A 24,050-nucleotide genomic window follows, 5' to 3' on the forward strand; every position below is an offset into this window, starting at 1 on the left:
TAAAAACACTTATTTTAAAAGATTTTTACAGGTGAAAACACTAATGTGTCACATAGCAGGAACACTTGAATCTATTTAAGTGAGATTTTTTATTATTTCCATGGAGGATATTCCCTTTGGTATGACTATACATTACCACCACCTACTCACACTTGTTGAATCCTCCCATAAAAATACCACGGGCAGCTTACCCGGCATTCGCCCCCGCATACGCGGGGCAAGCTGGGCAGGCTGTCTCCATCGTGTTCGCGCTAGCGCGATAAATCCCAATACCACTTTTTTCGAAAATGCTTATTGTCTTTTCGTACTATGTTGTCGTGCACCCACTCCAGTGCCTATTTTTCTACCAACTCTTTTCATTCGATTTGTCATGCAGGTTGAGCAAAGATCAGCTGTCTCCCGAATGCATGCTTTGCTTGGATATATTTCATAGTATTTTCTATACTTAATGGGTGTTACATTGGGCATTACCACGTTTGCACCGTGAAAAAGCGCATTCTCTCTTCCAGACGCGAGGTTTATACTGGCCAATGCCGTCGTGGCCGGCATATTTGCTTCTTTGCATTTAATCCTGGTGAGTGCAATGGCCTTATTAACGGTTAATTCATCGCCTGGAATTTGATTTCTGGGTGCAAAACGATAGGTTGCCAGCGGCGTATCAGGGTGCGGGATAAAAGGTCCAATGCCAATCATATCAATGTCCATGCGCTTGAACCATAAAATGTCTTTGGCAACACTAGTATAAGTCTGACCGGGAATTCCAATCATAATTCCAGAGCCAACTTCATACCCGAGCTGCTTAAGTCGTGAAATGTTCTCCTTTCGAGAACCGAACGGCTCACCAGGATGGATTTTTTCCAGCAATTTTTTATCTGTGGTCTCGATTTTTAAAAGATACCGATCAGCACCTTGTCCTTTCCATTCTTTCAAAACTTCATATGGTTGCTCTCCAAGTGAAAGTGTGATCGCAAGACTGGTATTTTGCTTTATCCAGCGAACCAGCTCGCTTATATCGTTCGGTATAATTCTAGGGCTCTCTCCAGCTTGAATGACAACAGTACCATATCCGAATTTTTCGATTTTTCTGATACAAGATTTGATTGCCCGATCCGTCATATGATACCGATGAATATCCCTTCTCTCTCCGCGTATGCCGCAATACAGACAATGGCGGACACAATAATTTGAAATCTCGATGATGCCGCGAAAATGAACTTCATCACCAACATATTTTTCACGAACCGCATTGGCAGTATTCCATAGTTTATTTAATTTTCGTTTATCCTTTGTGGTCAACCATTCAACTATATCTCGTTTATTTAGACGCATCATCAATCACCACTTGAATTATTATTCTATGACTATTTATACACCGTGACATTTACGTTTTTTTCCTTAGCAAAAGTTAGTTTAAAAAAAAGTGCTAAACTATTTTTCACGGAATAGTTTAGCACTTTTTAAAATGTTTGAAATGAATAAATGGAAAATAAAATAGCTGAAAACAGGATTATTTCACTTCTGCTCTCAGCCACTTTATTGGCATGATTATTGATTATACAATTGCCTTACCCCTATTGGTATAATGCGTATGCAATAGCTCGTGACTCTTCTTACTACAGGGTCCGTTAGTTAAATACTCCTCATAGACCTTGAGAACATGAGGATTCTCATGTGACTTGCGTATTTCCAGTGATTCATCCTCAGCGTAGATGGCTGCGGCTCTGGCTGCCCTGATTTCAGGGGATGTTGGGATAGGCTGGCCGCCACCCCCAAGACATCCTCCCGGACATGCCATGAATTCAATAAAATGACACTCGGAAAATTTTCCCCCAGCCTTGATATTCTCCATCACTTTGTGTGCGTTGGCAGTTCCGTGTGCAACAGCGACCTTGAGGGTTGCACCATTGAGAAAGTCCCAATTGGGAATTTTGAGGTTCTTCAGGATCTCAGGTACAGGTCCAACCTGAGGGATCTTAAGTTCCATATATTTGATTCCCTCAAAACCCCGGACCGGCTCAATTTTCAAATTCTCAAATATCTGTTCTGCCTTAAGACCGGTTACCAATTCAACGACTGTCCGCAAGGCTGCCTCCATAACACCGCCAGTTGCTCCAAAAATCAAACCAGCACCTGAAGCCTCACCAAATGGATCATCAAAATCACTCTTCGGTAGTGACGGAAGATCAATACCAGCCTCTTGAATCATTTGTGCCATTTCACGTGTTGTCAGACCATAGTCAATATCCTTAAATCCAGAATCCGACATTTCCGGTCGGTTGCATTCAAATTTCTTAGCTGAGCAAGGCATGAGCGCAACTGTCACAATATCCTTCGGATCGATATTATGCTTTTCAGCATAATATGTCTTCATGACAGCCCCAAACATCTGCTGGGGGCTTTTAGCCGAACTCATATTAGGAATATATTCAGGATAGAAATGTTCCAAGTATTTTACCCATCCTGGCGAACAAGATGTGAATTGAGGCAATATAACTGATTCATCTTTATCCAGCAATACTCCTTTTAGTCTTACCAGTAACTCAGTTCCTTCTTCAATAATAGTAAGATCTGCTGAGAAATTAGTGTCAAACACTTTATCAAATCCGCATCTTTTTAACGCAGTATTCATTTCCCGGGTTACGGATGTCCCTGGTTTAAGGCCAAACTCCTCCCCAATCGCTGCTCTGGGACTCGGTGCAGTTTGGATAATTACATGTTTATCGGGATTATCAATAGCAGCCCAGATATCATCTGAGGGGTCATTTGCTCTCAAAGCACCGGTCGGACAGCGGTTGATACACTGTCCACAATTAATACAAATAACATCAGAGAGTGGTTTATCCATAAAAGTGGTTATTCGACTATCGAATCCCCTATCAATTGCCTCTAAAACACCGACTTCCTGAAGATCAATACATGTTCTGACACACCGTCTGCATAAAATGCACTTATTCATATCCCGGACAACAGCGTAGGATGAATTATCCACCTCGGTTTTAGGCTCCTGGACATGCCCAAACCTATAGAAATCAACCCCATATTCCTTTGCTAGTGATTGTAATTCACAATTATTGTTACGCACACAGGAGTAACACTCACCATAATGGTCAGACAGCATTAAATCAAGGATATGCCGCCTTGCTCGACGTACTTTTGGAGTTGAAGTATAAATTTTAATCGGCTCAGTGATTGGATAAGAACAGGCAGTCTGAAGTGTTCGCTGACCTTCCACCTCAACAACGCAAATTCTACAAACCCCGGCAACACATAAATCCGGATGGTAACAAAGCGTCGGAATGTGAACATTCACATGTTTTGCAGCGTCAAGAATTGTAGTTCTGACAGGAACATCAAAAGTATGCTCATCAATCGTCACAGATACTTGAATACCCTCATCAGCTATGCCACGTGTCCGATCATCCTCATTTAATCGCTGACTTAAGGGCGAACGTGCATTTTTACCGCATTCTGAAACATTTTCCTGATGAACGGATCTGCTATCCATATTAGAATAACCCCCTAATTGACTTCTGACATCTGTTTTTTACGTCCCAGAATCTCATCTTTGAAATGTTTCGTTATATCAAGAAAAATATTAGGCGCTGTTTGACCCAATCCACACTTGCTGGCCAGCTGCATAGTCTTGCCAAGTCCCTGAATTTCTCTCAAATACTTTATTGAGCACTGACCCTTCAAAAGCATATCAACACCCTCTAGAAGTCGGGCATTTCCAATTCGACAAGGCGTACACTGGCCGCAAGATTCTTCATTAAAAAACTCTATAAAATTCTTCACAACATTGAGCATATCTGTATTTGGACCAAAAACAATGATCGATCCACCTGTAGGAATGTCCTCAAATGCAATCGTATGACCAAATTCTGATCTAGGCACACATCTTCCTGCTGCACCACCAACCTGAACGGCCTTAGCATCTTCACCACCAACAACTTCTAATAATTCTGTTATTGTTACGCCATATGGCATTTCAAATATTCCTGATACTTTGCAATCGCCAGATACGGAAAAAAGCTTCATTCCACGTGATTTTTCAGTACCTTCCTTCCTTAACCACTCCGGACCTTTTGCAAGGATATGCGGAACCATGGTAAATGTCTCAACATTATTAACAATCGTGGGATTACCATTGTAGCCGGTATTCACAGGAAATGGAGGTCGATTTCTCGGCTCACCCCGCTGACCCTCCAAAGATTCAATTAATGCGGTCTCCTCACCGCATACATAGGCGCCGGATCCAATCCGCACATCCACATTAAACGTAACCCCTTTATTTCCAAGTATATTATCCCCTAATAACTGATCATTTTTCCTCTTCTCAATGGTATTTAAAAGATTTTTATGAAGATAAGAGTATTCACCCCGTAGGTAAATAATCCCGTTTTTCGCACCAATTGCTATTCCGGCAATTGTCACCCCTTCAAGCATAAGGTCAGAATAATCAGTAATTAAAACACGATCCTTGAATGTTCCTGGTTCACCCTCATCAGCATTGCAAACAACATATTTACAATCCCCAGTGGCATCGGAAGCTAATTTCCATTTAATGCTGGTAGGAAATCCAGCACCACCTCGTCCTTTCAGACCGGATGCTTCAATCGCTTGAATAATTTTCTCCGGACCTATTTTCAATGCTTCCTTAAGACCCTTATTTAATTCAATTTTCGATAATGCGCCTCTTGATTTTTCTACTTTCACATTGGATTGAACAGGATTCTCGCTCTGAATTTTCTTTTCGCCCTCAGATGCGTATACACCAAAACTTTTCCGGCATATTTCAATAATATCATAGACTTTTTCAGCTGTAACATTAGTAAAAACATAGTCATTAACCAACAAGGCAGGACCCTGATCGCACATTCCCAGACAATTGGCCCAAAATAATGAGAAACGTCCATTCTTGGTCGTCTGGCCAAACTGAATGCCCAATTCATTCTCTAATTGCCGGGCAACAGATTCCTTGCCGGCTAATTCACAGGATATCGTTCTACATAATCGAATTACAAAATTTCCTTGGGGTTTGGTTGATAAAAAGGAATAGAAACTCACAACACCATAGACTTCAACAGGATGGATGGACAATAAGCGGGCAACTTCCTGCATGGCAAAATCACTAATATGATGATGCTTGACCTTGATTGCCTGCAAAATGGGCAACAACCCCTCACGACGATTTTTATGTTTGGCTGCCAAATCCTCAATTTCCTGACTAAGTCGTAAGCGTTCACTCTCAAGCATTTCGTGTCACTCCTCTCAGGTTATCAATTGGATTACAAGCAAAATAATCGGGTAGCGGCCTGCCTTTCGAGTAAAGCCCCACAGTGTAACCCCGGGACTCCCTTGATAGTTTCAAACAATTTTATTCAAACAAAATTTTTAATAAAAATCCACAGGTTTACACCCGTGGTATTTTTGTCGAGAGATGTTCGCCCTGCCCTAAATATGGCAGGATGTCGCACCGATCTGCTGAACTATCAATTCGGTGCTCCACCTTCAATCGGCGATATTTTCACTTGCTTCATCAATGGACTTACCCGGCACCCGGCATTCGCCGGGCAGGCTGTCCATCGTGTTCGCACTAGCACGATAATCATACAGTATTTTATTCCAATTGAAAAGCGTGTTTCAAATCTTCTTGACTTCCCCGTAATTATTCAATCGCACATGAATGTAACGATTATGGGTAAGTGTAATCATCCGGGATACCGATACTAAAATGACAGCGCTTCCTCAAAGGTCACGTGTGGAGACATGATGAATAGTTCTATCGCATGCGTTTCGGGCCCCGACCAGTAAAGATATTGAGCCTTGGGACGCTAGCGCAGCCCGTTGATGAAGCGAGTCAATACCGCCATTTTCAAATTATGCTTTTTAAGAAGGAGTCTCACATCCGATGGATATTTCCAGTTTGAATATTTACGGACTACCCCATCTGTTTATCAGCTTTTTCATTCTATGGATCGGATTGCACCGCTTGCTGCGACCGCACCCGATCGGAATTCCTTTTGCCTTACTCTGCTTCTCTCTTTTCACCTGGAACATCGGCATTGCGCTTAATTTCTTTTCTCATACGGACCCTTTCATACACACATTTCGCCGTATCTATTATCTCGGTATTTGTTTTTTACCGGTCTGCTTTTTTTATTATTCAATTTCTTTTCTGAAAAATTTCACCCGCAAAACCCGTCTCCTACTATGGGTTTTGATAGCAACGTCAGCATTTTTCTTTATCACCGCCCTGACAAACTTCCATTTCGTCATTGGAAGTCATCATCATTTTTTTGGGTATTATGCCAAATTCGGATATCTTGGATGGTTCTTTTTGCTGTATATGTATCTGTCAATGTTCGGCACCTTTTTTATGTGGGTGCGTTTTTACCGCAAAGAAGCAGATGCAATCCACCGCCGGCGTATCCAAATTATTTCAATGGGGTTGCTCTTATTTGCACCGACAACCATCGATTTTTTCCCTACACTGGGATATGCTGTTTTTCCTTTCGGGGTTTTTTTTGCTTTGCTGTTTTTATTATTCCAGGCCTATGCCGCCTTCACTTTTCGTATCATCCAATTGCAAAACATATCCAGCATCTTATTTCAACATTCAAGCGTTTTAATTTGTGCCATTCTCCCTTGGGGGCTTTTTTCCTTTATATTTTTCAAAATTTTCAGTGATTATTTTTATCAGGTAATGCTCGGGTTTATAGTTTTTTCATTTCTAGCCTCAATTCCTTATATCCACTTTGTAATCCCCTGGCTGACAAGACATCTTTTCCATAAAGAGTATGCCTTTCACTTAATATTACAAGCTTTCCTGCATGAAATGTACCATCTAAAAACCATTCACAAATTGATGCACTATATCCGGCAAATGATCAAAAAAACACTTCATATCCCCCATATCCTAATGGTCTATGGCGATCCTGATTTAACGACCTATAAAATTCTTGCTTCCCAAGACACGGCCTCAGTCTGCCCGGAGGCATTGGTGAATTTACTGCCATGGCTTCGTGAACATCCAAAAATCCTATTCCGCTATGATGTTAATTTTTTTCATGAGTTTTCTTCAATCCGCCCAATTGCCCAACTTGCATTCGAGCGTGTCGATGCTGAAATTTTCATCCCGCTGCTCCACGCAAAACAATTACTCGGTATCATCATAATTGGAAAAAATCCCACACATGATTTTTTCAACCACCTTGAGATTTCATTCTTAAACCAATTGAAATCAATTGCAACCATCGCAATTCATAACGCTTATTTATATGAATGTATTCGCAAACTAAGCAAAACGCTGTGGGAAGGAAATATTAATCTCAATGAAAAAGTCCGAAATAAAACGCATGCACTCGAAACCGCGCTCAAGCAAATACAAACGCTCAATGAAGAACAATCTGATTTTTTCACCATGGCATCCCACAACTTAAGAACACCCCTGACCGCCATCAAAGTCGCCGCGACGCTCTTGTGGGGCACGACTGCCGACGCAACCTCAAAAAACAATGACCTTACACTTGTTATGCAAAATAATGTCCGGCGGCTTGAGATGCTCATTCGCTATATCATTGAAATTGTTCGGATGGAAGATGGCAAGCAGGAATTCATTGATGGATCTGCCATGATATTTTCTTCTGTCAAGGGTACGTTACACCACGATCCCTGACGGAAACTGTATAACGATAAGGGGCCTGTACCATGAATTTTTGGATAACCACCCACGCAAATGCACTGGTGTACCTTTCCTGCAGTTTCATTATTCTGCTGACAGCCCTGTTCTCGTTTTGGAGAAAAATGTCTTTTAGCCTTGCTTTTTCTTTCGTATGCTTTTGTCAGCTGATCTGGACCACAGGAATCGGCATGCACCATCTCCAGACGCCTAAATCGCCTTTAACTGACTGGTCCCTTTTTTATTATGTCGGTATTGCTTTTACCCCGATTGCTTTTTTTTATTTCACAATGCGCTTCCTTGAATTGCGCCACCGCGCATTACGCTGGTTTTTGATTGTGCTCTATATTTGTTCCGCGACGCTTATCCTCCCTATCAATGAATCGCCTGATTTCCTTCCCCTGGGAAAACGAATCGACGGCATTGATATCCCCTCCCTCTTGACGGGTTATCTGCTTTCATCCTTTTTAATCATTTTGGTTTTATGGTGCAATCGTTATTATACGGAAAAAGACCCTCTGCATAAAAAACGCATTCTCCTTATATTGATTTCATTTTCGCTAAGTACAGTCGCATTTGTCGCCGGCTTTCCCAACCCGGGCAGCCCCCGCCATCCGGCGGGCCCGCTGGTCATGAGCGGATTGCTGCTCGTTTCGGCCTATATTCTTTTTATCTACCGGGTGGTCAAACTTCAAAACATACTTATAACGCTTTTGCATCACTTCTTCGTCATGCTTGTGCTCGCCCTGCCGTGGGCTCTCGGGTTCAGTATTCTCTTTAGGCTTAAAGTGATTCCCTCGTGGCAGATCGCATGGTTGATCTCCGTGGCGGCTTTCACCATTTTTGTACCCTATGCAATGGTTCTACAAATTCCATTATCGAAAAAACTTTTTAAGCATGATCGCAACTCCGGAATTCTTATACGGTCTTTTTCCGATAAAATCATTTCCCTCCAGGGCCCGGATGATCTCCTGACCCTGATTGAAACAATGATGGTCAATGTCTTCCAACTGAAAAAAATTTGTATTGCCCACAAAGTCATTGCTTCCGGCTCTTTCAAATTCCGTTCCCTCCCGGGTTCGGAGAATGAGTCCCCGGCAATTATCCGGTATTTTCTGGATTGGTTTAAGCATTCACCTGAAATCCTGTTCAAAGATGATATAAACTACGATCCGCGTTATCACACGATCAAAACAAAAATAAACCAACTTTTTGATGACTTGAGTGTAACCATCATCGTTCCCATTGTACAAAGCAGTGACTTACTGGGTATCCTGTTTCTTGAAACACGCCACCTGCCGCGTTCTTGGGAATTTAGATTTTTGACTCAACTCCAGCCACATCTTATCGCTGCCATGAACAATTCCATACTTTATGATAATCTTCATTTTTTAAACCGTGACCTGGAAATATCGAACGAACATTTAAATCATGAAGTCATAAAAAGAACCGCTGAACTCGAAAATGCATTGGCAGGCATGCATCGCATGTATACTGAACAAAGTAATTTCATTAACATGGCGTCGCACCATCTCAGGACACCCTTGACTTCCATCAAAGCGGCTGCAACGCTTTTGTGGGCGAACGCTCCCAACCAATCCCGGGCAGGATTGAACAAAATTTTAATTAAAAATATCCACCGTCTGGAAGTGCTCATTAAAAACATCATTGAAATTGCAAAAATCGAAAATGGTAAAATTGAGCTGCTAAATGAACCGGTCGATATTCACCGGCTTATACTAAATTGTTACTTGGAAAACGAATTGTTGTTCCCCGGCAAATCTCTGGAATGGTCTTTTGACTTGAATGGCGGACCCAACACTATTTTGGGAGATCGCAAACGCTTACGGACCGTTTTAGACAATTTAATTTCAAATGCTTTCAAATTCACACCGCAAAACGGCTGTGTCACCGTCCAGTGGTCTCAAATGACAAGCGCACGTCTATCCAAATACAATCTTGCGGATGAGCGCACATCGTGTGTCTGCAATGAATTTATAATTTCCGATAATGGCGATGGCATTCCTGAAGGAGAAATTAATGCTATTTTTGATATTTTCCGTCAGGTCAAGGAAAGTCACAAAAGATATCAAGGCCCCGGACTGGGATTATTTCTGGTAAAAAAAATCATCGAAAAACACAATGGCGCTGTGCTTCTGGAAAGCCGGCGGCGTGAGGGGGCGCACTTTTCTTTTCTGTTGCCCTCAATTTAATGCCCGGGCCGCTCCACATGCCGCAGCTGCAAAATTGATCCAAGCCCGCCAAAAATCACAAACGCAAAAACAAATACTGCTTGTATGCCAAAAAGATCGACAGCCAATCCCAACAGGGGTGCCATGACAATTGTAAAGAGCGTTTGCAGTTGGGTCTCGACAGACATGATTGTCGCCCGTTGCTCAGATTGGATCAATGCACCCAAATACGCGACAAGTATGGGGCGCCGGATATTTTGCAAAGCACCCAGCACAATAAAAACCGCCACCACCAACCAAAGAAATTGCAGATTGAGTGCCACCGCTGCTGCTGCGAATACAATAACATATAAAAGATACAGCCGATTCAACGTGCGCGCTTGGCCGCCGAGTTGGCGGGAAATCCGTTTGGCTTGACGAGCTGCAACCGCATTGATGAAAAACACGAGAGAATAGACAACACCAATCGCAATGGCGGCGGTTTTCTCCTTCGGCTGTTGAGAGAACAAAGCAACCGAAAACGGCAGGATTGCAAATACATTGGCAAACAAAAAAGGCTGAAGATAATCCTTGGCTGTTTTATAAAAACTTTTATCCAGCGCACTGTTTAACAGCACAAGCCTCAATCGACTGTTTTTCAGAACTTCTTTTAACGCGGCAAAAACAAATTGGTAAACTTCTTTCAACCTCAAAGTAGTTTTTGGATTTCCATCCAATTCTTTGGGATACGTTGCCACCACCAAAAGATCAAGTATGTAAGGAAAAATACTCACCAAAAAAATAATTCGGTATTCCCCTTTCCACAAAACAAGCACTGCGGCCAGTAAAGAGGAAACCGCAGCACCCATTTGAGACCATGACCGCGTGATGCCGTAAATCTCCGTAAGCTCCGACATGCGACCATGAATATCTGCATACGTCATTATCATTGCCTTATGCGTCCCACTCCGGAATGCCTCCCCGCAGCCAAAAAACACCATCGCAATTGCCGCAAGCCAATAGTGCTGCAAAAAATAAAAAACCCCAAAACTAATCATATAAAATAAAAAAGAGACAATCAAAACGCGGCGACGTCCGACGAGGTCGGCCAAAATGCCTGAAGGAATTTCCGCCAAATTGGTTACAATCTCAGCAATTGCAAACAAGAGTCCAATTTCCAAAAAAGAGAACCCCAATTGGCGGAAAAACAGAATAATAAAAGGTGTAAAAAAGGTGAGATTTTTCAAAAAACCATACGCGCTAAAGCGTTCGACGATTAAATTCCATTTAGTCATGGCAATGGTTCACGGTTTGAGCTTGGCGTGAAGCTGCGAAAGATAATTCAGGGATTCGAGGGGTGTCATCCGGTCCGGTGAGATAGACCGCAGTGCATCAATAATTGCCTGATAGTTATTTTTCTCAAACAAACTTCCCTGTGGTGACTCCTTTTCAGTTCCAGCTTGATTATGAAATGCCAGCCGTGATTTTCCGGTTTCTGTATAATTGGCTTTTTCCAGATTCAATAAAACCTCTTTGGAACGCCCAATCACCTCCGCCGGTAAGCCGGCCAAACGCGCAACTTGAATGCCGTAGGAACGGTCTGCGCTTCCCTCGACAATTTTTCTTAAAAAAATAATTTCTTCCTTCCATTCGCGTACTGCAATATTAAAATTCTTTATTCTGGAATTGGATAAGGCCAATTCAGTCAGCTCATAATAATGGGTTGCAAAAAGCGTTTTGGCACCAACACGATCATGCAAATGCTCTGCGACGGCCCAGGCAATGGAGACTCCGTCAAACGTACTGGTCCCCCGGCCCACTTCATCCAATATCACCAGCGATTTCTTCGTGGCATTGTTTAAAATGTTGGCGGTTTCATTCATTTCCACCATAAATGTACTTTGACCACCGGCGAGATTGTCCGCCGCCCCCACTCGGGTAAATACTCTGTCAATAATCCCGATTTGCGCAGATTGGGCCGGAACAAAACTCCCGATCTGCGCCATAATAACAATTAATCCAATCTGACGTAAATAAGTTGATTTCCCTGCCATATTCGGCCCGGTAATGATGATCACCTGCTGGGTTGTGTTATCCAGCAGTACATCGTTGGGGATAAATTTTTCGCCGGTTAATTTTTCAACCACAGGATGGCGTCCGGCAATAATTTTCAAAGAATCATCATTGCCGACCTGCGGTCGAATATAATTATTTTGCACCGCGCACTCAGCCAAAGAAAGCAAGGCATCCAAACCAGCGACGGTCCGGGCAGCAGAAAGAATTGTATCGATTTGCTTTGCAATGGATTCCCGTATCTCGATAAAAAGCACCTTCTCCAGTTCAACAAGCTTTTCTTGGGCACCCAAAACCTTCTGTTCATACTCCTTCAATTCCGGTGTAATATAACGTTCCGCATTGACCAGTGTTTGTTTGCGTTGATAATGCTCCGGTACCCGCTGGGCGTTCGCTTTGGAAACCTCAATGTAATACCCAAAAACATTATTATATTCAACTTTCAAAGTGTTTATTCCGGTTTTTTCCCGTTCCTGGGCCTGGAGGGTTGCAATGGTGTGCTTGCCTTCCCGCGAAAGACTGCGCAACACATCAACTTCCGCATGGTAACCGTCGCGAATAAAACCCCCGTCTTTGATCGTGGGCGGAGGATTTTCCGCCACGGATTGACGTATCAAGGCACAAATCTCACTGCATTCCGGCATTTGCGTCACAACCTCAGAAAGCAGTGATGATTTACATAAGCGTAACACTGCTTTGATTTCCGGTAATTGACTCAATGTATTTCCAAGCGCAATGACGTCCCGCGGGTTTGCCGTTTGAGCGCCAATTCTCCCTGAAAGCCGCTCCATATCATGCATTCGACCCAAAACCGTTGCCAGATCATCCCGGGTTTTAATCGTCTCTGATAATTCCGCTACGGCGGACTGGCGTGTTTGTATTTCTTCCAATGCCAGCAAAGGCCGTAACAGCCACCGGCGCAGCTTACGCCCCCCCATGGCGGTTCGGGTATAATCAAGCACTTCAAGCAGCGTATGTTTTTGCGTAGCGTCCAGCGTATTGCGCACCAATTCCAGATTCCGAATGGTTGCATTGTCCATCCCCATATGGACATCAACGGAATAGGCCGATAGGTTACGCATATGCTTTAAGGTCCCGCGCTGTGTCTGCGTTAAATAATAGAGTGCAGCAGCAGCGCTTCCAATTGCCAAGGTAAGATCACCGCAGCCGAATCCGTCCAAGGATGCTACCTGAAAATACTCCTGCAAATTTATTTTTCCGGAAACCGGATCAAAACGAAAGCTTTCCAATTCCGTAAGATAGGCATTCCCATCTGCAGAAATCATTTGTTTAAGCTGAACGCCCAGGTCATCCGGCACCACTATTTCAGACGGCTGTAGACGTGAAATTTCCGTCATTAAATCATCACGCGCCTTTTCACCTTTAAACTCTGTGACAATAAATTCACCGGTCGAAAGATCCGCCGCCGCCAATCCAAATTGGTGGTTTTCCGCGTACAAGACGACAAGATAGTTGTTCTGCTTGGCATTGAGGCATTCCGGAGAAAGTTGAGTTCCGGGTGTAATAATTCTTACCAGCTCTCTTTTGACCATACCCTTGGCTTTCTTGGGATCTTCAACCTGTTCGACAACCGCTACCTTGCGTCCCATCTTCAAAAGACGGTTAATGTAAGTCTCGGCTGCATGATGCGGCACACCGCACATCGGGATTTTGTTGGCACGTCCTTCACCCGAAGCCCGGGCTGTCAATGTAATCTCCAGCAGATGGGATGCCTCTTTGGCATCCTCGCCAAAAAGCTCATAAAAATCGCCCAACCTAAAAAGCAGGAGTGCATCAGGATTTTCCGCTTTGATCGTCTGGTATTGCACCATCATGGGGGATGTCTTGCCTTCGTTTGCCTTAACCACGTTGATGATATCCTTTACATTTTTATTCCATGCGTTCCGGTTTAACATACAGCAGGATAATCGTCGGCAGCTGCTCGCTTTTCTCCAGTTTTGCCGCCATTTTTTCAGAAAACTCACGGGTGGTGTAACTACCGATCCTTACCTGATTGAATATTTCAGCGCCATGCTTTGCTTTCAAAACATAAGCATTGAATCCTTTTCCGCGAAGACGTTTCACCAGTTTTTCAGCATATTCTTCTTTGGAAAATGCACCGACCTGAATTGTATATTTATGCTGATTTGAAGTTAATTTCCCTCTGGCTTTTTCCGCTTCAAAGCTCTCAGAATACCGGGTTACCAACTCATGCAGTAGGCGCGATGATTCTTCCCGCCTCCCCTGTGCCGCCATGGCTTTGGCTTTTTGCATCAAGACACGGTCCGTGGCATCGCCTTCAGGCACCTCGCGCAAATAGCGGTCAAACGCATTCACGGCAGTAGCGGAATTTCCCGCGCTGAGTTCACTCTCTCCGAGTCCCAGCAATGCCAGCTGTGCCCATTGCGTCCCTTTGTAGTGATCAAGGACCATTTGAAAACGTTGGCCGGCGACGGTGTAATTTTTTAAAACAAGATAGGCAAGACCCGCCAAATAATTCGCCTGTGCATGACGCATCCCGTCTGCCGCATTCATTTTTTCCAGCAGCCCTGCCGCCTGTGTATAATCACCCAAAATAAACAGCGATAGTGCCAGACCCCATCGGGCATCTGCCTGCCACTCTCCCGCCGCGCTGCCGGCCAGCACTGAGCGGTATGCCGCAACGGCTTGTGCAGGATCTTTTTCAAGATCAGCCAGTCTAAGCTGCACTGCGAATTTCCAACGTGATTTGGGAAATTGCTTTTGAAAATGTTTAAGCGCCTTTTGCGCTTGTTCCCAGTGCATCTGGTTAAACAATGCGACCGCTGCTTGAAATGCCTGATCCTCGCTTATTTCCTGACTGGAAAAAACAGTGACCGGTGTGCACAGCAGTGCCAGCGACACCAGCACACTATAAAAAAAATTCCAGGTTGTCCGGTTTTTCCGAAGACATATCATCATAGTCCATCCCAGTTCATGCATTAACCTGACTTGGCGTCATTTTTTGATTTTTCACAGCATCACCGAGTAATGACCAACTTCCCGCAGCAACAATTTCCACAGCAACCTCCCGCCCGATCCAGGCTGCCGGTCCATCGAGATTGACAATCATATTACCGCGTGTGCGCCCCTGAAGTTTTTTCTCGGTTTTCGGATCCCGGCCTTCAATCAAAACCGGGAGTATTTTACCAATCCACGCTGATTTTTTACGCATGGCAATTCTCTTAAACTGTTGCATAAGAATATCCAGCCGCCTTTCCTTTTCTGCTTTGGAAATCTGGTCCGGCATTTTCTCGGCAGCAGTTCCTTTACGCGGTGAATATTTAAAACAAAATGCCATATCGAATTGACAGGCATCCACAATTGCCAAGGTTGCCTGAAAATCCTTCTCGGTTTCACCGGGAAAACCGACGATTAAATCAGTCGTCAATATTAAATCCGGTATCTTTTGTCGTGTTTTTTCAATCACTGTTTGATAGTCCAGGGTGGTATAACCACGGTTCATTTTTTTTAGAATTCCGTCAGAACCGGATTGTATCGGCAGATGGAGCGCTTCACAAACGACCGGAATTTCAAACATGGCTTGAATCAACGAATCGGTAAAGGCCTTGGGATGACCGGTTAAAAAACGAAGTCGCAACAGGCCCGGCACCGAACCAAGCTTATACAACAAATCCGTCAATGTTTTGCCGGAATCGTCCTCCATGCCAAATCGGGTGACGTTTTGCCCCAACAAGGTAATCTCCCGGGCACCCCCGTCAATTTTACGTTTCACTTCTTCCACGATTTTATCAATCGAACGCGATTTTTCCCGTCCCCGCGCTTGAGGTACTGCACAATAGGTGCAGTACTGATCACAACCATCCATGACAGCCACGGAGTCGCTTATCCTGGTTTTATGCACCGTCCGGCTGCAGCTCTTCTCAAAATCATAAACCCGATACTCGGACTGATGTTTTTTAAATCTTGCTTGTTCCGCCAAATCCGGCACAGCTGCCAATGCCCGCGGACCGGCCAAAAAATCAATCACCGGCGCACGACGAAACGCCAGATCACCCAGATGCTGTGCAAGACAGCCAATCATGCCAATAATAATATCCGGATTTTCTTTTTTGAGCTTGGCCCAGCGTCCTATCAGGGAAAAAGCTTTTTCTTCCGCCAGTTGGCGCACCGTACAGGTATTGGCGATAAGCAGATCAGCCTGACCAACCACCAATGTTTTATGCCACCCTCGGTCTCTCAGCACATCAGCCAAACGACTGCTGTCATAGACATTCATCTGGCAACCAAATGTATGTAAAAAAAATTTCTTGGCCATCAATCACGAACCTGAATCCAATCCAACTCCGTATCTGCATAACCATAAAAAACCTTTTCCACTGTACCGCGGGCAATTTTCTTGTTTTGCTGAAACAGGTCTAATTGCAATTGCATGCGCAACACGCGGTTGGTTTGCAGATCGGTAAAAAAGCGCACTTCACGAATTACATGCCGCTGCCCCGGAAAAGCCATTTCCAATGCGGCATCCATCAACAATGTCTCCGCCGGCCTACGGTAAACCAAGCCGGCATAGTGTTCCCCGTCGGGTCCTTGTACCTGATAAATTTCAGACGGAATTTGTTGCACCAAAAAATCCCGAATTACCTCAATACCGACCATACCTTCAATATGAGCACGAATCAGTCTGTTTTTAACCGGAGCCCATTTTTGCGTCACCGCACTCCAGCGCAATGTTTTCCCTTCATCCAAAAACCAACCGACCTCAGGATCATTTTTCAAAAACATACAAAGTCGTCTTTGCTGTTCATCCATGGCGACAATTCGCCGGACGTACACGCCGGCCTGTTTTTCCAGCTGATCGGCAACAAATTGAAAATCCCACACCGCGTACAAGGATAGCTGCTTCGCTTCCGCCAAGGTCTGACTGCACATTAAAGGAACTTTCTTCCCGCCTGCCGGAACCGCTGTACGCAAAGATGCTTCTTCCAACTGTTTTTGCCGCACAAAGGCGCAATACCCTCTGAAACGTTCCGCCCAAATTCCATCCAGCCGTTCCAGCTTATTCAAACTTTGCTTAACCAAGCGCCCGTTTTTTTCTAATTGCGCCAAGGCACCATGATAATAAATTCGTCTGGAACTATTGGAGGGCTGGGATATAATCAGGGGCAACAGTTCACGAACAGTCACCGTCTGTCTCAAATCCAGTGCCTGCATCACGATGCGTTCAACCAGCCGTTGTCCGTCACCCGGCGCAAAAAACCACGGTTCTTTCAGCAATGCCGCTCTAAGTGGTGCATCCTGATTGACCCGCTCCGCCAAATAAGCCCATGCCTTTTCACGCAATCGTCGTTCCCGCGGATAAAGTTCCCGAATCGGCGTACCATCAATGCCTTTTCGTTCGCAATACCCCAGCACTGTATTCCCCAGCAAGGCCACACTCGCTGTGACAACCCGGGTGTTCCCGGTCGCGAAAAAAACCGCCCATTGCTCTTCAAGCTCATTTTTTGTTCTGGCGGTTTTTTCAAGAATGGAATACGGTGGCAAGGAGGGCTGAGCAGCTTGTTGAATCAAAATGGCCTTATCATCATCTTCTTCAGCCAGAGCCCATTGCCGTAAATTAGCGGTTAATTGTCCATCTTTTCCGCGTTTACAAATTTCAAGCAGAATTCGCTTCTCTCTCCAGCGTGCACGCCTGAATTTTTTCTCAATCAAACGCCATAACCGGGGTTGTGCTTCTCCTTGTAGTGCAAAAAAACGGGAATAACCATCCAACTTAGCGCGCCGATCACCTCGCGACGAGTTCTCAATCGCTTTTGATGAATAAACCAAAAAAGCCTCAAAAGCGTCGATCAGTTTTTCTGAAGTACTTTCCCAAGCATGGTTGTGATAAAAATCCCGAAGCTGCTCAGTCGGTGTTTCAGAAAACCCGGTCATTGGCAAACACAATGCCATTAGGAAAAACATGTATTTCTGTCCAGTCATTTTTCATCCCTTGATCACGCGAGAATAACGGGCAACCGTTTTTCAAAAGGGTTATTTTGCTGCTTGTCCGGTTGGATTGCTTTTGCGCAAACCGGAAATTGAGGAACGCTGGATTTCTATTTTGACACCCTCGCCCATCTTCAGGTACACGGTGTTCTCCTTTTCATTAATCCCTGAAATGCTGCCGAACATGCCGCCCGAAGTCATAACCTCGTCGCCTTTTTTAAGGGTTTTCAATAAAGCATTATGCTGTTTTTGCTGTTTTCGCTGTGGAAGAATGAAAAGGACATAAAACAACACAAAAATAATGACAATCGGTAAAAAAGACATAAGGCCGGACATGGGATCTGCCGCCTTTCCTGCTCCACCTGTTGCCTGACTGGGTAATGCCGCCATCACTTGAAAAAAATCATTCATTTTTCCTCCTCCTTGGAATAAACCGTTAAAATTATTTTCAGTCTGGTTCTGCTGCCATGGTATATGTATCGGTCTTCGTAAACTGGGAAGATGTAATGATCATTCAGGGCTGTCGCCGGTGCGGTATTTTGCCATAAATGCCTGTCGCGCTTCCTGAAAACACCCCGATTTTATTGCATTTCTTATCAAACCGGTCAAATTTAGCATGAATGAGAGGTTGTGTAAAGTGGAAAGTCTCAATGCTGAAATTTCACGTGTATTGAATAAATGCCTCAAATAGGCCCGGCTGTGATTGGCACATAAGGGACAGTGACACGTTGGGTCAGGCGCTGAAAAATCTTTCGCATATTTGGCGTTTTTAACCACCAACCGTCCTTGCGACGTATACAAGGTTCCGTTTCTGGCAATACGTGTCGGCATGGCACAATCAAACATATCAACCCCCCGCTCAATCGCGTTCCACAAATCTTCGGGAGTGCCTACTCCCATTAAGTATCTTGGTTTTTCATAGGGTAAAACCGGATTTAGAACATCGAGTATCTCATTCATCAATTGCGGTCCTTCACCGACAGATAATCCACCAATGCCATAACCGGGAAAATCCATTTGCATAAGATCTTGGGCTGATTTTTTTCTGGCTTCCGCAAAAACACCTCCTTGAATAATCCCAAAAAGGTTTTGGTCTCCACCCAGTGACGCATGAATTTCTTGACAGTCTCTTGCCCACGCAGAGGTCAATGCCACAGACCGTTCAATCTCCTCACGCGATGATGGATACGCCACGCAAACATCCAGCGCCATCATGATATCTGCGCCTAATTGATGTTGCAGCCGCATATTCGATTCCGGCGTAAAAAAATGGCGGGAACCATCCAAATGTGAAGTGAATTCAACACCAGCAGCGCTGATTTTTCTCAAATCGGACAATGAAAAGACCTGAAAACCACCCGAATCCGTGATGATCCCGCCGGACCAATTCATAAAATCATGCAACCCGCCGGCCGACGCCACCAGCTCAGCACCCGGACGCAAGTAGAGATGATAGGCATTGGCCAAAATCATCTCCACCTGCAAATCCTTCAAATCCTGAGAGCTGAGTGCCTTAACCGTGGCCTGCGTTCCCACCGGCATAAAAACGGGTGTTTGAATCACCCGCCCATTTCTCAATTCCAGGATACCTGTCCGTGCATTCTTATCTGAATGGGTTATTGTATAAAAAAGACTCATCGTTCCTCACAAAATTAAAATTTCCGCCCTCTTTTTTAACATAACCAGTTTGACTTGTCACTTTATTGATTCAGCTCTTTGAAATCAAATTAAAACTAAATAGACTGCTATTTAAATATGATTCTAAACATATTGAATTGAATTTTTCATAGTAGGATGCTAATATTTTAGAACTTTATTTTGTTTGACCCATCTCAAGGAGGCCTTGTGGAAAATTCTCTTCAAACAACCCTTAAAATTTACTTTACAAAACGTTTTTTGACCTTTTTTTGGCTCCCTTTTGGGAGCCTGATTATTTATTTTGTCTTCGTCGGAAATTTCTTTCATGTCCCGCTTTTTTTTTCAGCAATCAGTCTGGTGATCATCGGTACTGTGCTTTTCTTGGTTTCCTGGCGATCACAGCACATTGTCAATACCGTTAATTTTCTAAGCAGTAACCTTATTGAAATTATGGATGGCTTCTCCACCGGCTCGGTTAATCTGACAAAAAAAATAGACTATTATGGTGACAACGAAAGCGGCAAACTGGCCAATGCTTTCAATCATTTTATGGATGCCATTTTAACCATCATTACACAGACCAAATCCCTGACAGAGACGCTACAGCGAATTTCAGAACATCTCTCTTCCCTGGCTGAAGAAATCAGTGCCGCCACACAAGAAGTCACCAGCAATGTTTCCTCCGTTGCTACCAACGCAGAACAGCAACGTGAACATACGGTCAACTCAGCACAAACCATCCAGGAACAATCCATTTCATTCAAAGATTTTCTTACCACACTGAATGAAGCCGGCGATGTTGCCCGCCTTACCCATGAAACCGCTTCCGGCAGCGGGCAGATTATTCAGTCCGCCATCGAAAAAATAAATCTGTTGCTTACTATTTTCGATCAAAACGCCAAACATGTTACAGAGCTAAGCGTGACAATCCAGGAAATCGACCAAGTCCTTGAGGTCATCACCTCAATTGCCGAACAAACCAATTTATTGGCACTCAACGCAGCCATTGAGGCTGCCCGCGCCGGGGATGCAGGCCGGGGATTTGCCGTCGTCGCAGACGAAATCAAAAAACTTGCTGAAGAATCAGCGGATGCCACCAAGCAAATCGCTTCATTGGTCCAGCGCATCCAATCCGAAAACAAAGCTGCGGTTGAATCCATGACCGGCGGTGCCAATCATGTTACCACCGGACGTGAATCCATGACAGAATCCGAAAAATCACTCACCATCATTGTTGATTCGGTCAGTAATCTGGAACAACGCGTTGCCGCCATGTCCTCAATTTCAAAATCACAATTAAAAAGAACTGATTCCGTCCAAATCAATATGAAGGAAGTAATTTCTTTTGCCGAAGACAATGCCTCGGCACTCGAAGAAATTGCCGCCAGCATGGAAGAACTGAATAATTCGATGACCTCGGTGACCTCAAGCATCCAGGAAATTTCCGCTGCTTCTTTTTCACTGCAAGAGACAACCAAAAACATGAGCACTGATTAAACCAACAACCTCCACGGCAGTATTTTTTCCCACCGACTGTTCTCCTGCCAACAAACGCTTTCATCTAAGTTTTTTTATCCAGCAATCCTCCCAGCTGCTTTGCATTGACCACTGCCTGAGATTGCCAGTGATTATTAAAAAAAACAAAAGTCTCTTTGGCCAGATAATCAATCCGGCTGATACGCGGAACCCAGTCAGCCAATTCCGTTTCCGTGTATAAATAATTATAGCGTTCCCACGGTTCTGCATCTTTTTTATACCAGGTTTCTTTATTCCTGCCATGAAACCGGATATACCCCACCGTATTGGTTACTTGATCATTCGGCGAGAGTAAATTTTTAATATCCGGCTCATCCACGTTGACGGTCCCTAACATCATTTCCTTTAAAAATGTCCGTACAATTTGACTTGCCCAGCTTTTATGCCGGAATTCCACCACCAAAGGTACGGCGGTACGCAAGCGTTCTTTGAGATCTGCGAGATACCCGCGATTCTCGAGATTGTTTGGAAATGAATAAGGAAATTGAATGAGCACTGCGCCCAGGCAGCCGGCAGCTTGTAAGGGTTTCAACGCTTCCTGGAAAGCCCGATACTCCAGGGTGGCTGCCGTACGCTGATGGGTCATTGATTGATGTGCTTTCACCACAAAGCGTACCTGACCTGATGATTTGCGGAGCATACTCACCATCATCGCAGCCGAGGGTATCCGGTAATAAGAAGCATTGATCTCGCAGGCGGAAAAATGTCGGGCATAATAAGCCAACATATCCTGCTGCGATATTTTTTCGGGATAAAAGCGACCTTTCCAATCTGCATATGAAAAACCGGATGTGCCGATATAAATCATCTCTAACCTACATCACCATCATGCCTTTATCAATCGAGGTCAACTCCAAAGGCAGAAGAAAACTGATCACGCTTCCCTTGCTGTTTTTGGATTCAGCCCAGATTTTCCCGCCATGACTCTCAACAATATATTTGGCAATGGTCAACCCCAACCCGGTTCCTTCCTGCCCGCGCGTTTGCGCATTGTTAATCCTATAAAAAGGTTCAAACATCGCGTCAATCTGATCTGCCGCAATCCCTTCGCCATCGTCTTCCACACCAAATAAAACCGCTGGAAACAAACCCGGAGATTTAAATTGCACTTTCGAATGCACCCAACCGGGTTTCATTTTCACCGCACTTACTTTTTTTACTGATAATTTAATCTTCCCTGAAGAATATTTCAATGCATTTGAAAACAATTTAATCAATACCTGTTGAATTTTTCGTTGGTCCCCAATCAGACGCGGCAAGGATTTCCCAACCATCTGAACAGAAATTTCTTGTTGAATATGCTCTTTTATTTCCGCAATGGCAGCCGCAACCAAATCCTGAATATAAAACGGCATAAGTTTCAAGGAAACTTTACCGGCTTCAATATTCATCAAATCCAGCATATCATCCAAAATATTTGTCAAACGCTGCGATTCCCGGTGGATACTGTGCACGTATTTTTGCCGAATTTCCTCTGAGGGTTTTTTCTCAAGCAGCAAACTGGTAAATCCCAGAATACTGGTCATCGGCGTCCGCATGGTATGGCTGGCAATCGCCACAAACTCTGATTTCATGCGGTGGATCTCTTTTTCCTGACTTATATCCTTAATAACGATTCCACGCCCGATAAAATGGCGCTCACGATCTCTTACCGGAAACATCACCAACCGTATATCCGCCAGCTCCGGTTTTTGCAAAGTGCATTCCAAAACCGGCTGTTCCATAATAGTCGTCAATGCATGCAAATAGGCTGCCTGCACGACGTAGGGTTCAGTCGTTTGACGTAAAAGCTGTTCCGGAATAATTGAAGCAGACGCGCCCACAAGTTTATAACTTGGCTGCTGAAAATAACGGGCAGCCTGATCATTGATAAAAACAATTTCTTCGTGAAAATCAATCAGAACAAGACCCTCCGTCACCGAATTAACGATCGCATCCAGCTTACCCTTTTCTTCAATTAAATTTTGATAGAACCTGGCATTTTCCAGCGCCACTGCCAGAATGCGTGCCAGCGTTTCAAACTGCTGGATTTCATTTTGATTGTACTGCCGGGGTTTTAAAGAATGGAGCGACACCAAACCATATGTTTTTTGACGCCCCACCATGGGAGCATACAGCGAATGGCATTCGGGATAATCTTCTTCCGGATTATTTTGCTTTTCATCTCCTCCCCCGTTTGGTTTTCGCAGATCCCCGCCCGGCAATGAAACGGTAAGCGCATCAATATGAAACGGCCGCTCCACCGCGCTCACCACGCTGCTTTTTTCCAGGCATTTTTTATAAGGATCCGCATCCGCTTTGAGCCGAACCTCGTTTTTATAACGCCGGGAAAGCCCGGTGGCATGTTGCGGATAGAGTTCTTTTTCTTTTTCATCAAACAAATAAACACCGGAAATTTTAACATCATAAAAGCGGCACACATAATCAAGCAATATTTCACAGAATTCCTGGATATTAAGATTGTTGGATATTGCTTCGACCAGTTTGAAAAGACTGGAAAATTTATGCTTCATAAAAGACTGCTGCACATTAATAATATTTTCCTGAAAGCGCAAATACGGTTCAACCAACCCTACTTCCAATCGATGAAAAAATGTTTGGATTTCAGAAAAAAAATCGAGCAATTCAGACAATGTGGTTCCAGGATGTTTTTCAATTCCTTTTTTCAAGTAACGCATACTGACCTCCTGCGCCACCTGAAACATGCCCATCACGTCAGTCAACGGGTAGCCTTGCCGCGCCCGGCGCTCAGCCAACGCGACAAGCATATCATCCAACTCACGCTCTGCAATTTTCTTATTCAGCAATACTTGAAACGCGATCGTAAAAATCGCCCGCATCGTCTCGCGAATATTCTGCATTTCGATTTCACTGGCACTGCGATACCGTCCAAAGCGCTCCCGCGCTTGAACCAGTGACAGCTCCACCATCTGATCCAGATTTTGTTCCAAAAAAACGACAAGTTTTTGAAACACGTCGCCCCT

Annotated in this window: 15 protein-coding genes; 3 read left to right on the forward strand and 12 right to left on the reverse strand. The window is 44.2% G+C overall.

The features are described 5' to 3' along the window. Nucleotides 1-291 precede the first annotated feature (291 nt). From hydE to K8S19_11490, 3 genes are all read right to left on the reverse strand, one after another. Nucleotides 292-1,329, reverse strand: a complete 1,038-nt coding sequence (gene hydE / locus K8S19_11480; GenBank protein MCD4814299.1) for a [FeFe] hydrogenase H-cluster radical SAM maturase HydE — start codon at nt 1,327-1,329, stop codon at nt 292-294. Between the two features lie 223 nt (nt 1,330-1,552). Next, entirely contained in the window at nt 1,553-3,505 is a 1,953-nt protein-coding gene (locus K8S19_11485; protein MCD4814300.1) for a [FeFe] hydrogenase, group A, read from the reverse strand. 14 nt (nt 3,506-3,519) lie between these two features. After that, the gene (locus K8S19_11490; GenBank protein ID MCD4814301.1) at nt 3,520-5,256 is read right to left on the reverse strand and encodes an NAD(P)H-dependent oxidoreductase subunit E; all 1,737 of its coding nucleotides are present in this window, start codon (nt 5,254-5,256) and stop codon (nt 3,520-3,522) included. 655 nt (nt 5,257-5,911) lie between these two features. Between K8S19_11490 and K8S19_11495 the strand changes: the two genes are divergently transcribed. Continuing rightward, nucleotides 5,912-7,678, forward strand: coding sequence for a hypothetical protein (locus K8S19_11495; protein MCD4814302.1), 1,767 nt, complete (start codon nt 5,912-5,914; stop codon nt 7,676-7,678). A 32-nt stretch (nt 7,679-7,710) separates the two neighbouring features. After that, complete coding sequence (locus tag K8S19_11500) at nt 7,711-9,894, forward strand: hypothetical protein (protein ID MCD4814303.1); 2,184 nt, start codon at nt 7,711-7,713, stop codon at nt 9,892-9,894. On the opposite strand, the gene K8S19_11505 is transcribed toward K8S19_11500, so the two are convergent. The 7 genes from K8S19_11505 to tgt all read right to left on the reverse strand — a co-directional run bounded on the left by K8S19_11505 (nt 9,891) and on the right by tgt (nt 19,530). After that, complete coding sequence (locus tag K8S19_11505; protein MCD4814304.1) at nt 9,891-11,147, reverse strand: MFS transporter; 1,257 nt, start codon at nt 11,145-11,147, stop codon at nt 9,891-9,893. The genes K8S19_11500 and K8S19_11505 overlap by 4 nt on opposite strands. Before the next feature lie 9 nt (nt 11,148-11,156). Beyond that, nucleotides 11,157-13,841 carry a DNA mismatch repair protein MutS gene (gene mutS / locus K8S19_11510; protein ID MCD4814305.1) on the reverse strand — a complete coding sequence of 895 codons (2,685 nt, stop codon included), beginning with the start codon at nt 13,839-13,841 and terminating at the stop codon, nt 11,157-11,159. Next, the gene (locus tag K8S19_11515) at nt 13,816-14,865 is read right to left on the reverse strand and encodes a tetratricopeptide repeat protein (GenBank protein MCD4814306.1); all 1,050 of its coding nucleotides are present in this window, start codon (nt 14,863-14,865) and stop codon (nt 13,816-13,818) included. The genes mutS and K8S19_11515 overlap by 26 nt, the downstream gene beginning before the upstream one ends. A gap of 13 nt (nt 14,866-14,878) precedes the next feature. Beyond that, a complete protein-coding gene (gene miaB, locus K8S19_11520) occupies nt 14,879-16,222 on the reverse strand; it encodes a tRNA (N6-isopentenyl adenosine(37)-C2)-methylthiotransferase MiaB (protein MCD4814307.1) in 1,344 nt (447 codons plus the stop codon). Continuing rightward, entirely contained in the window at nt 16,222-17,886 is a 1,665-nt protein-coding gene (locus K8S19_11525; protein MCD4814308.1) for a hypothetical protein, read from the reverse strand. Before K8S19_11525 ends, miaB begins: the two co-directional genes overlap by 1 nt. Nucleotides 17,887-17,937: 51 nt before the next feature. Next, a complete protein-coding gene (yajC, locus tag K8S19_11530) occupies nt 17,938-18,303 on the reverse strand; it encodes a preprotein translocase subunit YajC (GenBank protein MCD4814309.1) in 366 nt (121 codons plus the stop codon). Nucleotides 18,304-18,402: 99 nt separating this feature from the next. Beyond that, nucleotides 18,403-19,530 (reverse strand): tRNA guanosine(34) transglycosylase Tgt, encoded by a 1,128-nt coding sequence (gene tgt, locus K8S19_11535; protein ID MCD4814310.1) that lies wholly within the window; start codon nt 19,528-19,530, stop codon nt 18,403-18,405. A 207-nt stretch (nt 19,531-19,737) separates the two neighbouring features. Here tgt and K8S19_11540 point away from each other — a divergent pair, with 207 nt between their 5' ends. After that, nucleotides 19,738-21,027, forward strand: coding sequence for a methyl-accepting chemotaxis protein (locus K8S19_11540; protein MCD4814311.1), 1,290 nt, complete (start codon nt 19,738-19,740; stop codon nt 21,025-21,027). Nucleotides 21,028-21,091: 64 nt separating this feature from the next. On the opposite strand, the gene K8S19_11545 is transcribed toward K8S19_11540, so the two are convergent. Continuing rightward, a complete protein-coding gene (locus K8S19_11545) occupies nt 21,092-21,874 on the reverse strand; it encodes a DUF72 domain-containing protein (protein MCD4814312.1) in 783 nt (260 codons plus the stop codon). A gap of 7 nt (nt 21,875-21,881) precedes the next feature. Next, complete coding sequence (locus K8S19_11550; GenBank protein MCD4814313.1) at nt 21,882-24,041, reverse strand: GAF domain-containing sensor histidine kinase; 2,160 nt, start codon at nt 24,039-24,041, stop codon at nt 21,882-21,884. Nucleotides 24,042-24,050 lie beyond the last annotated feature (9 nt).

Source organism: bacterium (assembly GCA_021108215.1).
Classification (GTDB): domain Bacteria; phylum Oederibacteriota; class JAAXVQ01; order JAAXVQ01; family JAUVAV01; genus JAIORK01.